This is a genomic window from Streptomyces sp. Q6, from assembly GCF_036967205.1.
In the GTDB taxonomy this organism is placed as follows: Bacteria; Actinomycetota; Actinomycetes; order Streptomycetales; family Streptomycetaceae; genus Streptomyces; species Streptomyces citrinus.
The window spans coordinates 1,557,388-1,570,188 of the sequence record NZ_CP146022.1 but is presented as its reverse complement, the minus strand read 5'-3'; the positions used below and the strand labels follow the sequence as shown (position 1 = coordinate 1,570,188).

Below are 12,801 nucleotides of genomic sequence, written 5' to 3'. Positions count from 1 at the left end.
CCCTTCCCAAGCAAAGGTTCTCGGCAATACCTTATGGCTCTCGGCTGACCCAAGGGACCCCAGGGCCCAAGGAGGATTTCCCGTGGCAGACCGCACACCCCCGCTCGCCGTCGAGGAGTTGCACGCCCTCGTCGCGAGCGGAGAGATCGACACTGTCGTCCTGGCCTTCCCCGACATGCAAGGCCGCCTCCAGGGCAAGCGCTTCGCCGCCCGGTTCTTCCTCGACGAGGTCCTGCACCACGGCACCGAGGGCTGCAACTACCTCCTCGCCGTCGACACCGAGATGAACACGGTCGAGGGGTACGCGATGTCCTCCTGGGACCGCGGCTACGGCGACTTCGCCATGCACCCCGACCTGAGCACCCTGCGCCGCGTCCCCTGGAACGCGGGTACCGCGATGCTCGTCGCCGACCTCGCCTGGGAGGACGGCTCGCCCGTCGTCGCCGCGCCCCGCCAGATCCTGCGCCGCCAGCTCGACCGGCTCGCCGAACTCGGCCTGAGCGCCCAGGTCGGCACCGAGCTGGAGTTCATCGTCTTCAAGGACACGTACGAACAGGCCTGGGACGCCAACTACCGGGGGCTCACCCCGGCGAACCAGTACAACATCGACTACTCCGTCCTCGGCACCGGCCGCATCGAGCCGCTCCTGCGCCGCATCCGCAACGACATGGCGGGCGCGGGCCTCACCGTCGAGTCCGCCAAGGGTGAGTGCAATCCCGGCCAGCACGAGATCGTCTTCCGCTACGACGAGGCGCTCGTCACCTGCGACCAGCACGCCATCTACAAGACGGGAGCCAAGGAGATCGCCGCGCAGGACGGCGTCTCGCTCACCTTCATGGCGAAGTACAACGAGCGCGAGGGCAACTCCTGCCACATCCACCTCTCGCTCACCGACGCCGACGGCGCCAGCGCGATGGCGGGGCCCGACGGGATGACCGAGCTGATGCGGCACTTCCTTGCCGGCCAGCTCGCCGCCCTGCGCGACTTCTCCCTCCTCTACGCGCCGAACATCAACTCGTACAAGCGGTTCCAGCCGGGCTCCTTCGCGCCGACCGCCGTCGCGTGGGGCCACGACAACCGCACCTGCGCGCTGCGCGTCGTCGGCCACGGCCGCTCGCTCCGCTTCGAGAACCGGCTCCCCGGCGGCGACGTCAACCCGCACCTGGCCGTCGCCGGTCTCGTCGCGGCGGGCCTGTACGGCGTGGAGCACAAGCTCGAACTCCCCGAGCCCTGCGCCGGGAACGCCTACACCGCCGGGTACGAGCACGTCCCCTCCACCCTGCGCGAGGCCGCCGAGCTCTGGGAGAACAGCCCCATCGCACGGGCCGCGTTCGGGGACGAGGTCGTCGCCCACTACCGCAACCTGGCGCGGGTCGAACTCGACGCGTTCGACGCCGCCGTCACCGACTGGGAGCTTCGCCGAGGATTCGAAAGGCTGTGACCTTGCCCGACCGGGAGATCGACCTGAGCACCGACCCGAGCACCGAACCGAACACCCTCACCGTCCTCAACCCGGCCACCGAGGAGGTCGTCGCCACCGTCCCCGCCGCCGACGCGGGCGACGTCGACCGCGCCGTGCGCCGCGCCGTCCAGGCACAGCGCGGTTGGGCCGCCGCGGCCCCGCCGACCGCGCCCGACTGCTCCGCCGCTTCGCCGACACCGTCGACCGACACGTGGAGGAACTGGCCCGGTCGGAGGTCCGCGAGGCCGGACACCTGCTCGGCAACGCGCGCTGGGAAGCGGGCAACGTACGGGACCTGCTGCTGTACGCGGCCGGCGGCGCCGAACGTCTCAACGGCGCGCAGATCCCCGCCCCCGGCGGCTGGAACGTCACCTTCCACGAGCCGCTCGGCGTCGTCGGCGTCATCGCCCCCTGGAACTTCCCGATGCCGATCGCCGCCTGGGGCGCGGCCCCCGCCCTCGCCGCGGGCAACGCGGTCGTCCTCAAGCCCGCCGAGACGACCCCGCTCACCGCCCTGCGCCTGGCCGAACTCGCCCTGGAGGCGGGCCTTCCCGAGGGCCTTCTCCAGGTCCTGCCCGGATACGGCACCACCGCGGGCCGCGCCCTCGTCGACCACCCGGACGTCGCGAAGATCGTCTTCACCGGCTCGACCCGTACCGGCCGCGAGGTCATGCGCCGCTGCGCCGAGCAGGCCAAGCCCGTCACCCTCGAACTGGGCGGCAAGAGCCCCAACATCGTCTTCCCGGACGCCGACCTGCCCCGCGCCCTCGACCCGTTCTCCTTCCTCGACAACTCCGGCCAGGACTGCTGCGCCCGCACCCGCGTCCTCGTCCACGCGTCCGTGTACGAGGAGGCCGTCGCACTGCTCACGGACGCGATCGGCGCCGTCGTGGTCGGTGACCCCCTCGACGAGAAGACCCGGATGGGCCCACTGATCTCCCGTCAGCAGCTGGACCGGGTACGTCACTTCGTCGCCGACGACGCCCCCGCGATCCGCGGCAGCGCCCCGACCGGGCCCGGCTTCTGGTTCCCGCCGACCGTCCTGACCGGGGAGGCCGAGGACGCGGACGCGGCCGTCGAGGAGATCTTCGGCCCCGTCGCCGTCCTCCTGCCGTTCACCGACGAGGCCGACGCCATCCGTCTCGCCAACGGCACCCCGTACGGCCTCTCCGGCTCCGTCTGGACCCGCGACCTGAGCCGCGCCCTGCGCGTGTCCGGAGCGGTCCGCGCCGGGAACCTGTCCGTCAACTCGCACTCCAGCGTGCGCTACTGGACCCCCTTCGGCGGCTACAAACAGTCCGGGCTCGGCCGCGAACTGGGCCCCGACGCCCTCACCGCCTTCACCGAAACCAAGAACGTCTTCATCAGCACGGAGGGCCCTTCCCTGTGACTCAGGACATCATCTGCCGCCGTCTCGTCGGCCGCACCGCCGTCATCACCGGCGCCGGCAGCGGCATCGGCCTCGCCACCGCGCGCCGGCTCGCCGCCGAGGGCGCCCACGTCGTCTGCGGCGACATCGACGAGGTGGCGGGCAAGAAGACGGCCGAGGAGGTCGGCGGCACCTTCGTCCAGGTCGACGTCACCGACGCCGAACAGGTCGACGCCCTCTTCAAGACCGCCCACGACACCTACGGCTCGGTCGACATCGCCTTCAACAACGCGGGCATCTCGCCGCCCGACGACGACTCCATCCTCGACACGGGCCTGGAGGCGTGGAAGCGCGTCCAGGAGGTCAACCTCACCTCCGTGTACCTGTGTTGCAAGGCCGCGATCCCCTACATGCGGCGGCAGGGCAAGGGCTCCATCATCAACACGGCGTCGTTCGTGGCCCGGATGGGCGCGGCGACCTCGCAGATCTCGTACACCGCGTCCAAGGGCGGTGTCCTCGCCATGTCCCGCGAGCTGGGCGTGCAGTTCGCCCGCGAGGGCATCCGCGTCAACGCCCTGTGCCCCGGACCCGTCAACACCCCGCTCCTCCAGGAGCTGTTCGCCAAGGACCCGGAGCGGGCGGCGCGCCGCCTCGTGCACATTCCGGTCGGCCGGTTCGCCGAGGCCGACGAGATCGCGGCCGCCGTCGCCTTCCTGGCCAGCGACGACTCCTCCTTCGTCAACGCCACCGACTTCCTTGTGGACGGCGGGATCTCGGGCGCCTACGTCACGCCTCTGTAGGGGACGCGACAACCGGGTGTACGGTCCCTTCACATGCGTAACAGAGATGTTGCCGCGTGGACCTCAGCCGTGGTCACCGTCCTGGTGACCGCGGCTCTCGTCTCTCCTGCGGCCGCCGCCACGTCCGCGTCCCCCACGTCCGGAAAGTGCCCGCAGCTCTCCACGGAGCTGCCCTGGTACGGGCAGAACCGGGCCAAGCTCCAACGCATGATCGACGAACGCGGGACCTGCGACGGTCACCACGGCCCGCGTCCCGTCGCCGCGTTCGACTGGGACAACACCGTCTCCAAGAACGACGTCACCGACGCGACCATCGCCTGGTCGCTGAAGCACGACAAGATCCTGCGGCCCGCGAGCTGGAAGAAGACCAGCGCGTGGATGACCGACGACGCCGACAAGGCACTCACCGCCGCCTGCGGCACCGCCGTTCCCGTCGGATCCCCGCTGCCCACCTCCACCGACACCGACTGCACGGACGAGATCTTCAACATCCGCGAGTCCGGGAAGACGATGAGCGGCGCCGCCGCCTTCGCGGGCGACTGGAACCACCGCCGCACCGTGCCCCAGTACGCCTGGGTGCCCCAGCTGTTCGCGGGCCACACCGTCCCCGAGCTGGAGTCGTACGCGGCCGCCGCCCGCACCGAGGCCCTCGCCGCGCCGATCGGCGCGACCCAGAAACTGGGCACGCACACCATCCCCGGCTACGTCCGCTACTACGACCAACAGCGCGACCTCATCCGTACGTTGCGGAAGGCCGGCTTCGACGTCTACATCGTGTCGGCCGGGTCCGAGCCCGTGACCGAGGTGTGGTCGCGCGGCGTCGGCATCGACCGCGGGCACACCATCGCGATCCGCTCCGTCCTGGACGCCGAGGGCCGCATCACGACGTACAACGAGGGCTGCGGCGGAGTCGGCCGCAACCAGGGCGAGGCCATCCCGTACATCGACGGCAAGCGCTGCTGGATCAACCAGGACATCTTCCACGTCAAGGGCGAGGCGGCCTGGGAGAAGCAGCGGTGGAGCAAGCGGATCGCGCTCGGCGGCGGTGACGCCGACACCGACGTGACGTTCGTCGGCGACGCGACCGGCGCCCACCTCGTCCTCAACCGGAACAAGAACGAGATCATGTGCCGCGCCTACGACAACGCCGACGGACGCTGGGTCGCCAACCCGATGTTCATCGAGCCGCTGCCGCGCAAGGCGGGCACCTATCCGTGCTCGACGGCCGCCTACAACCGGCCCGAGGGCGGCTTCGGACCGCTTCTGAGGGACGACGGTTCGGTCGTGCCCGATCAGACGGACGCCGTGTACTGACCCTCCCGCCGCGGCCTACAGTGCCCGCATGAGCAGTCCCTCGGCACCGCCGCCCGGCTGGTACCCGGACCCCGAGGCCCCGCCCGCCGAACGCTGGTGGGACGGGGCCTCGTGGACCCCGCACCGCAGGTATCCCCAGGCCGCGCCGGCGGCCCCCGTGCCCCGGCGGTCCGGCGGCACCGGCAGGATCGTCGCCCTCGCCGCCGCGGGCATCGCGCTCGTCGCGGCCGTCGTCACCGGCGTCGTCCTCGTCGTCGACGGCGACTCCGGCGGGCCCGAGGCCCGCACCGGACAGCCCTCCGAGGCGCCCCCGTCGTCCGCGGCCGCCGGCTCGGCCCCCGCCCCCGAGCCGTCCCCGACCGAGGACGCCCGCCGCGTCACCGATCCGCTCAACGGCATCACCCTGCCCGTCGTCGACGGCTGGCAGAAGGCCGAGAACGTCGCCGACGAGTACACCCTGATCACCACCCCGCGCACCTACACCTGCCCGTACGACGACGGCCTGTGCCGGCGCGGCACCGTCTCCACGCACACCGTCACGAACACCGACGAGACCGACCCCGAGGTCCTCGCGAAGCAGGACGTCTCCGACGCCGCCGACCTCGCCTACGACAAGAACGCGATCGGGGAGCGGCCCTTCGGCGGTATCACCGCCCACAAGGTCGTCGCCGCACGGCAGTTGGCGGTCGCGGGCCGGGCCGGGTACCTCGTGCGCTGGAAGGTCACGACGGCCGAGGGCCCCGGCGGCTATGTGCAGTCGGTGGTGTTCCCCTCCAGCCTCGGCACCGAGGCGCTGGTCGCCGTGCGCTGCACCCTCGACGCGAGCGAGGCGTCGCCCCCGCTCACCGACCTCGACACGATCGTCAAGGGGATCCGCCCGGTGGGCGGCACGGGTGGCGGGGGAGTGGGCAGCAGCATCGGCCCGAGCGAGGGCTGATCCGGGGCCGCTGATCGGGAGCCGATCAGGGCTAGAGGAAGGTGTAGCCCTCGCCCCGGTACGTCGGTGCCGTCCGGGTCACCGCGTCGCCCTCGACCAGGTGCAACACCTCGAACCGCTCGCACAGTTCGCCGGCCTTCGCGTGCCGGAACCACACCTTGTCGCCGATGAGCAGATCGTCGGCGGCCGCCCCGAGCAGCGGCGTCTGCACCTCGCCCGGCCCCTCCTGGGCGTCGTAGCGCAGCCCCTCGGGCAGGTACGGCACCGGCAGCCGGTCCGCGCCCGCCGCGCCCGACGCCGGATACCCGCCACCGAGCACGGTCACCACGCCCACCCCGGGGCGGCGCACCACCGGCTGGGCGAACAGCGCGGCCGGACGCCCGCTGAACGACGTGTAGTTGTCGAAGAGCCGCGGGACGTACAGCCCCGACCCGGCGGCGATCTCCGTCACCGCGTCCTCCGCGGCCGTGTGCTGCACGCTGCCCGTGCCGCCGCCGTTCACGAACTCCAGGTCCGGCGCCACCGCCCGCACGGCCCGCACCGCCTCGCCGCGCCGCACGGCCAGCTCCTTGCGCGCCGCGGCCTGCATCAGCCGGATCGCCCGCGAGCGCACCGGGCGCCCCGCGAGCGCGTCGCCGACCCCGGCCACATGACCCTCGTACGCCATGATCCCCACGAGCCGGAAGCCCGGCGTGCGGGCCACGGTCCGCGCCAGGTCGGCGAGTTGGGCCGGGGTGCGCAGCGGGGAGCGCAGCGCGCCGATCCTGACCCGCCCGCCGAGCACCTGCCACGACGTGTCCAGCTCCAGGCAGACCCGGATCTCCTCGGTGCCGCCGTCCCGCGCGTCGTCGATGAGCCGCAGCTGCGCCGGGTCGTCGACCATCACCGTCACGGCGGCGGCCAGCTTCGGATCGTGCGCCAGCTCGGCGAAACCGGCCCGGTCGGCCGACGGGTACGCCAGCAGGACGTCCTCGAACCCGGACCGCGCCAGCCAGATCGACTCCGCCAGCGTGAACGACATGATCCCGGCGAACCCGTCACGGGCGAGCACCCGCTCCAACAAGGCCCGGCACCGCACCGACTTGCTGGCCACCCGGATCGGCTTCCCCGCGGCCCGGCGCACGAGATCGTCGGCGTTCGCGTCGAAGGCGTCCAGGTCGACGATCGCCAGGGGAGCGTCGAGGTGTGCGGTGGCCCGGTCGTAGCGGGCACGGTCGGCGGCGCGCGGTGTCATGTCCGAAGCCTGCCAGACCCGATTACCGCAGGGTAGAGGGACGATACGGGCAGATCGGCCGAGGGCGCGGGCTCGTTCCCCCGGTTCCCGGGTGGGCCCGTTAGAGTGACGCGACGCAGGCTCGAGGAAACGGGGAGGCATGAGCACGGAAGCCCGACGTGTCCCGCCGCGCCCCGCCCATGCCCCCGAGGTCGAGCCGAGCCCTCAACTCCCGGACGGCGTGCCTCCGTTGCCCCCGACGCCCCCGCCGCCGGTCCCGTCCTCGCGGTTCCCGGACACACCGCCGCAGCGCGGCACCACCGAGCCGCCGCCCCCGCGCCGACGACCCCGCCGAGGATCCCGGCGGCGCTCCCGCCGGAGGTGGCACCCGCCGAGACCACCACCCGGCTGCGCCCGGTGCCCCCGGCGCCCACGCGGCCCCCGCCCCGCGCAGACAGCCGGGCACGGTCGACCTCACCCCCGCCCGGACACCGCCGGCCGCCCCTTCGTCACGTTCGCCCGCCCCGAGCACTACGACGACAGCACCACCCGGCTGCGCCCCGTCGGCGCCCGCCTGAAGCCCCGCGCCGCGGCCGCCGTGGCCTGCCTCGTGCTCGGCCTCGGCCTCATCGGCGGCGCCGCCACCGGCTCCCTGCTCACCGGCGAGAGCGGCGACGACACCGTCTCCGCCGGCAGCGCCTACCACGCGGCCGGCGAGCTCTGGCACGGCATCCCCGTCGACCGGCTCTTCCCGCGCACCCTCAAGGGCGAGGGCGCCGGCCCCGGCGGCGCCGACCGCACCTGGACCCGGATCGCCGTCGCCCCCGACAGCGACTGCAAGGACGCGTTCGACCCGCTGCTCCACAAGGCGCTGCGCCCGGCCGGCTGCCTGCGCCTGCTGCGCGCCACGTACACCGACGCCACCCAGAGCAACGTCACCACCGTCGGCCTGATGTTCACGCGCGCCGACGCCGAGGCCGGCCAGGCGCTGCGCGGCCGCTTCGCCGAGCAGGGCCTCGACCGGCGCACCGATCTCATGCCGCGCCCGTACGCCGCCCGGGGCACCGCCGCAGCGCGGTTCGGCGACGCCCAGCGCGCGTCCTGGACGATCGACGTCCTGACCGACGCCCCGGTCGTCGTCTACGCGGTCTCCGGCTTCGCCGACGGCCGCACCGTCGCCGACCCCGAGCCCGCCGCCGACGCGATGAAGGCGGGCGCCACGAGCGCCCCCGCCCAGGCCGGACTCGGCCACGAGGCGCGGGGCATCGCCGACCGCGTCGAGCGGAGCCTGCGCAAGGCCGTCCAGAAGTCCACGGAGCAGCCGTCATGAAGCGCCACCACACCGCCGCCGTGTGCGCGGCCGCCGCGGCCCTCGCCCTGCTCCCGTCCACCGCCGCCCACGCGGACTCGGTCCGCGCCCAGCAATGGGGCCTCACCGCGATGCACACCCAGGAGGCCTGGCGCACCACGAAGGGCAAGGGCATCAGAGTCGCCGTCCTGGACACCGGCGTCGACGACCAGCACCCCGACCTGAAGGGCAACGTCCTCACCGGCAAGGACCTCATCGGCTTCGGCGCCGGGCGCGGCGACCGGCCCTGGGCCCGCCACGGCACCGCCATCGCCGGCATCATCGCGGGCCACGGACACGGACAGGACGACAGCGACGGCGTCATGGGCGTCGCCCCCGAAGCGGAGATCCTCCCCGTCCGCGTGATCCTGGAGGACGGCGATCCGGCCCGCGCCAAGGCCCGCGAGACCCGGGGCAACGCCCTGGCGGAGGGCATCCGCTGGGCCACCGACCACGGCGCCGACGTCATCAACCTCTCCCTGGGCGACGACTCCGACACCGCCCACCCCGAGGCGAGCGAGGACGCGGCAGTCCAGTACGCGCTGAAGCACGGCGTCTCCGTCGTCGCCTCCGCGGGCAACGGCGGCGAGAAGGGCGACCACATCTCCTACCCGGCCGCCTACCCCGGCGTCATCACCGCCACCGCCGTCGACGCGGCGGGCACCCGCGCCCCCTTCTCCACCCGCCGCTGGTACGCCACCGTCGCCGCGCCCGGCCGCGGCATCGTCACCGCCGACCCCGACCGCAAGTACTACTCGGCGTGGGGCACCAGCGCCGCCTCCGCGTTCGTCTCCGGCGCGGTCGCCCTGATCCGCGCCGCGCACCCCGGCCTGAGCCCCGCCCAGATCAAGAAACTCGTCGAGGACACCGCCCAGGACCCGCCCTCCGGCGGCCGCGACGACTCACGCGGCTACGGCCTGGTCGACCCGGCCGCCGCGATCGCCGCCGCCGCGAAGCTGAAGCCGCGGGAGCTGACCCCGACCGCGTACGGCAAGAAGTACTTCGGTACGGGCCCGGACGCCCCGCGGGACGAGGGCCCCGCCGCCTGGGTCGGCCCGGTCGCGGGCGGCCTCGGCGTCCTGCTCCTCGGCGCCGCCGTCCACCTGTGGCGCGGCCACCGGCTCAGCCGCCGGCGCTGAGCACCGGCACGGCGGCCCGCGCCACGTCCTCCACGAGAGCGATCCCCGCGTCCTTGGTGGCGCTCCCGTTCGAGACGACGGCCACGAGGTACCGCTTCCCTGCCCCGCTCACGCGCCCCACACTGTTGATGTCCCACAGCCCGGTGGTGCTCCGCTGCAACCACCCGTTCTTCAGCGCGGTGTCGTCACCCGCCGCCGAGACCCCCCAGGCCTGGTCGCTCTCGACGTTCCCCATCAGCTCCTGCACGTACGCCCGCGCGTCCGCGTCGAGCGCGAGGTCGTCCCCGACGCCGAACACCTGCTTCAACAGGGTGAGTTGATCGTCCGCGGTGGTCTGGGTGAGCCCCCACAGCGGCCCGTTTCCGCCGGTTGTCCCGCTCAGCCCGAGCCGCTCGTTCGCCGCGTCGAGCCCGTCGGCCCGCCCGATGGTGTCCCACAACTGTGTCGTCGACGCGTTGTCGCTGTGCTCGATCATCGCGGTCGCGTACGTCTTCTCCCGCGCGGTCAGCGACCGCCCCTCGTCCCGCGCCCGCAACAGCAGCGCGGCCAGGATGTCGACCTTCACGATGCTCGCGGTGTCGTACGTCCTGTCGCCCGACGCGTACGAGGCACGCGTCCCGGTGTCCATGTCGAGCACGGACACCGACACGTCACCGTCGTGCCCGGCGGCGGCGGACCGCACGGCCTTCGCGAGCAGCGCGTCGAGGTCCACGGTCGGCGAGGGAGAGGGCGACACGGACGGATCCTCCCCGGACGAGGTGATGTGCGACACCAGCGCCGTCGCGTCGTGCGCCCGCGCCTTCACGTAGACCGTAGTGGCGGCGGTGGCGGAGAGGAGCACCGCGGAGGCGACGGCCGCGTACAGGACGGGGCGTCGGCGCTGATCGCGCCGACGCCGGCGACGGGACTGGGGAGGCATGCCGCGATGCTCGGTCCCGGCCCTGTGCGCGCCATGAGCAGGACCTCAGGGTCCGCTGAGAACGTCGACGCCTCCGCTCGGTAGGGTCGGTGAACGTGGCGAACAAGAACATTCCCGACCCCGGCTTCTCCGACGACGACGGCACCGCGGACCCCCGCCTCGCCGAGGCCCTGGCCGCGTGGTCGGCCGACCGCACGGCCCATGGACCGGTCCTTGCGGCCCTGAAGGACGCCCGGCTCCTCGTCCCCGTCGTCGCCGTCCTGGGCGAGGTCGAGGAGGACGAGAACGGCCTGCGCCGCGAGAAGACGTCCGACATGGCGGTCCCGACCCTGAAGGCGGGCGACCGGAAGGCCCTTCCCGCCTTCACGTCGACCGCGTCCCTCGCCCTGTGGGACCCCGAGGCCCGCCCGGTCGCCGTCCCGCTGCACCAGGCGCTTCAGGCCGCCGCCCACGAGAAGGCCGACACCGTCGTCCTCGACCTCGCGGGCCCGGTCCCGTACGAGCTCACGGGCGCCGCCCTGTACGCCCTCGCGGAGGGCCGCACCAGCACCGACCCGCTCGCCGACCCCGCCGTCACCGACGCGGTGCGCACGGCCGTCGCCGCGGAGCCCTCGGTGGTCCGCGCCTACCTGGGCCCCGGCCAGGCGGACGGCGTCATCGCCCTGGTCCTCGACCCGGCCGCCGACCCCTCGGCCACGGCCGGCTCGCTCGCCCGCCGCATCGCGGCCGACACCACACTGAGGGCCCGCCTGGTGCGCGGCCTCGACCTGGCACTCCTGCCGGCCGACGCCACGCCTCCCGGCGAGCCCTTGTACGTACGTGACTGAAACCCGAGGTCAGCCGTAGATGGCGCCCGTGTACTTCTCGCCCGGGCCCTGGCCCGGCTCGTCCGGCACGATCGAGGCCTCGCGGAACGCGAGCTGCAAGGACTTCAGACCGTCCCGCAGCGGTGCCGCGTGGAAGGACGAGATCTCCGTGGCGCTGCCGTCGAGCAGACCGGCCAGGGCGTGGATCAGCTTGCGGGCCTCGTCGAGGTCCTTGTGGGCGTCGCCCTCCTCGGTGAGGCCCAGCTTCACCGCGGCCGCGCTCATCAGGTTCACCGCGACCGTCACGATGACCTCGACGGCGGGCACCTCGGCGATGTCGCGGGTCAGCGCGTCGTAGTCAGGGGTTTCGGTTGCGGGGGTCGCGTCACTCATGGGCCCCACGATAAGCCCGACGGACAACAGCCCACTCGGTTGGGCGCACCCCCCAAATGCTGCTAACCTTGTGTAACGACCGGCCGGACGCCCCTGTCTTCGACATGGCGACCGGCCCACAAGTGGAGGCTCCGATCTCCCACCTGACCGCCCGGCTAGGGCGGCGGGTCACCGGTCAGACGGTCCCCATCGTTCCGTACGGACGATGGAACCGTCCGAGTTGCGCCCCGCGGTTCACCGTGGCGGTGCTCCGGTAGTTCTCGGAGTCCCGCGATGTGTACCGTCCGGGGCATTTTTTGTGCGCTGGAGCGGTTGGTACTACGTAACGAGACGTTACGCGGCGGCCCGCCAGGCCGTCGTGTGGTGCTACCGAGGAGGATCCATCAGCGCCGAGCCCCGCATCAACGACCGGATTCGCGTTCCCGAAGTGCGACTTGTCGGTCCCAGCGGCGAGCAGGTCGGGATTGTTCCGCTTGCCAAGGCCCTTGAGCTTGCTCAGGAGTACGACCTCGACCTGGTCGAGGTGGCGGCGAACGCCCGTCCGCCCGTCTGCAAGCTCATGGACTACGGGAAGTTCAAGTACGAGTCGGCCATGAAGGCCCGTGAGGCGCGCAAGAACCAGGCGCACACGGTCATCAAGGAGATGAAGCTCCGGCCGAAGATCGACCCGCACGACTATGACACCAAGAAGGGTCACGTCGTTCGGTTCCTCAAGCAGGGCGACAAGGTCAAGATCACGATCATGTTCCGTGGTCGCGAGCAGTCCCGGCCGGAGCTCGGCTACCGACTGCTTCAGCGTCTCGCGAACGACGTCGAAGACCTCGGGTTCATCGAGTCGAACCCGAAGCAGGACGGCCGAAACATGATCATGGTTCTCGGTCCGCACAAGAAGAAGACCGAGGCCATGGCCGAGGCCCGGGAGGCGCAGGCCGCCCGTAAGGCCGACGCGAAGGCCAACCCCGGCAAGTCGCAGAACGTGGCTGAGTCGGACGACGACGTCGAGACCGAGGTCGAGGCCGAGGTCGAAACCCCCGCCGAGGCTCCGGCCGAGGCATGATCCGCCGGCGTGCAGCCTGTACGCCACGGATAACCAACCGACAC

Annotated in this window: 11 protein-coding genes and 1 pseudogene; 9 read left to right on the top strand and 3 right to left on the bottom strand. The window is 72.6% G+C overall.

Going from position 1 to position 12,801, the window contains the following annotated elements; genetic code table 11:
* Positions 1-82 precede the first annotated feature (82 nt).
* From V2W30_RS07430 to V2W30_RS07410, 5 genes and pseudogenes are all read left to right on the top strand, one after another.
* Positions 83-1,441: a glutamine synthetase family protein gene (locus V2W30_RS07430; protein WP_338694635.1), complete on the top strand. Its 1,359-nt coding sequence runs from the start codon at positions 83-85 to the stop codon at positions 1,439-1,441.
* A gap of 23 nt (positions 1,442-1,464) precedes the next feature.
* Positions 1,465-2,852, top strand: a pseudogene (locus tag V2W30_RS07425) (aldehyde dehydrogenase family protein).
* A complete protein-coding gene (locus tag V2W30_RS07420) occupies positions 2,849-3,631 on the top strand; it encodes a 3-oxoacyl-ACP reductase (protein ID WP_338694634.1) in 783 nt (260 codons plus the stop codon). The pseudogene V2W30_RS07425 and the gene V2W30_RS07420 overlap by 4 nt, the downstream one beginning before the upstream one ends.
* A 33-nt stretch (positions 3,632-3,664) precedes the next feature.
* The gene (locus V2W30_RS07415; protein ID WP_338694633.1) at positions 3,665-4,945 is read left to right on the top strand and encodes a haloacid dehalogenase-like hydrolase; all 1,281 of its coding nucleotides are present in this window, start codon (positions 3,665-3,667) and stop codon (positions 4,943-4,945) included.
* A 28-nt stretch (positions 4,946-4,973) separates the two neighbouring features.
* Positions 4,974-5,882: a DUF2510 domain-containing protein gene (locus V2W30_RS07410; RefSeq protein WP_338694632.1), complete on the top strand. Its 909-nt coding sequence runs from the start codon at positions 4,974-4,976 to the stop codon at positions 5,880-5,882.
* A 31-nt stretch (positions 5,883-5,913) separates the two neighbouring features.
* Here the strand turns inward: V2W30_RS07410 and V2W30_RS07405 are convergent, their stop codons facing one another.
* Complete coding sequence (locus tag V2W30_RS07405) at positions 5,914-7,116, bottom strand: amino acid deaminase/aldolase (protein WP_338694631.1); 1,203 nt, start codon at positions 7,114-7,116, stop codon at positions 5,914-5,916.
* A gap of 139 nt (positions 7,117-7,255) precedes the next feature.
* Here V2W30_RS07405 and V2W30_RS07400 point away from each other — a divergent pair, with 139 nt between their 5' ends.
* Both V2W30_RS07400 and mycP read left to right on the top strand, forming a co-directional pair.
* Entirely contained in the window at positions 7,256-8,425 is a 1,170-nt protein-coding gene (locus V2W30_RS07400) for a hypothetical protein (protein ID WP_338694629.1), read from the top strand.
* Positions 8,422-9,582: a type VII secretion-associated serine protease mycosin gene (mycP, locus tag V2W30_RS07395; protein WP_338694627.1), complete on the top strand. Its 1,161-nt coding sequence runs from the start codon at positions 8,422-8,424 to the stop codon at positions 9,580-9,582. The genes V2W30_RS07400 and mycP overlap by 4 nt, the downstream gene beginning before the upstream one ends.
* Here the strand turns inward: mycP and V2W30_RS07390 are convergent.
* Complete coding sequence (locus V2W30_RS07390; protein WP_338694625.1) at positions 9,566-10,501, bottom strand: serine hydrolase; 936 nt, start codon at positions 10,499-10,501, stop codon at positions 9,566-9,568. The genes mycP and V2W30_RS07390 overlap by 17 nt on opposite strands.
* Before the next feature lie 95 nt (positions 10,502-10,596).
* Between V2W30_RS07390 and V2W30_RS07385 the strand changes: the two genes are divergently transcribed.
* On the top strand, positions 10,597-11,328 hold the full coding sequence (locus tag V2W30_RS07385; RefSeq protein WP_338694623.1) for an SseB family protein: 732 nt from the start codon (positions 10,597-10,599) through the stop codon (positions 11,326-11,328).
* 9 nt (positions 11,329-11,337) lie between these two features.
* On the opposite strand, the gene V2W30_RS07380 is transcribed toward V2W30_RS07385, so the two are convergent.
* A complete protein-coding gene (locus V2W30_RS07380; RefSeq protein WP_338694621.1) occupies positions 11,338-11,700 on the bottom strand; it encodes a DUF1844 domain-containing protein in 363 nt (120 codons plus the stop codon).
* A 358-nt stretch (positions 11,701-12,058) separates the two neighbouring features.
* Between V2W30_RS07380 and infC the strand changes: the two genes are divergently transcribed.
* Entirely contained in the window at positions 12,059-12,757 is a 699-nt protein-coding gene (gene infC, locus V2W30_RS07375; RefSeq protein WP_338703519.1) for a translation initiation factor IF-3, read from the top strand.
* Positions 12,758-12,801 lie beyond the last annotated feature (44 nt).

Coding starts and splice junctions, on each gene's coding strand:
- V2W30_RS07390 (WP_338694625.1), bottom strand. CDS start 10,501: ATGCCTCCCCAGTCCCGTCGCCGGCGTCGGCGCGATCAGCGCCGACGC.
- V2W30_RS07380 (WP_338694621.1), bottom strand. CDS start 11,700: ATGAGTGACGCGACCCCCGCAACCGAAACCCCTGACTACGACGCGCTG.
- V2W30_RS07405 (WP_338694631.1), bottom strand. CDS start 7,116: ATGACACCGCGCGCCGCCGACCGTGCCCGCTACGACCGGGCCACCGCA.
- V2W30_RS07415 (WP_338694633.1), top strand. CDS start 3,665: ATGCGTAACAGAGATGTTGCCGCGTGGACCTCAGCCGTGGTCACCGTC.
- V2W30_RS07410 (WP_338694632.1), top strand. CDS start 4,974: ATGAGCAGTCCCTCGGCACCGCCGCCCGGCTGGTACCCGGACCCCGAG.
- V2W30_RS07400 (WP_338694629.1), top strand. CDS start 7,256: ATGAGCACGGAAGCCCGACGTGTCCCGCCGCGCCCCGCCCATGCCCCC.
- mycP (WP_338694627.1), top strand. CDS start 8,422: ATGAAGCGCCACCACACCGCCGCCGTGTGCGCGGCCGCCGCGGCCCTC.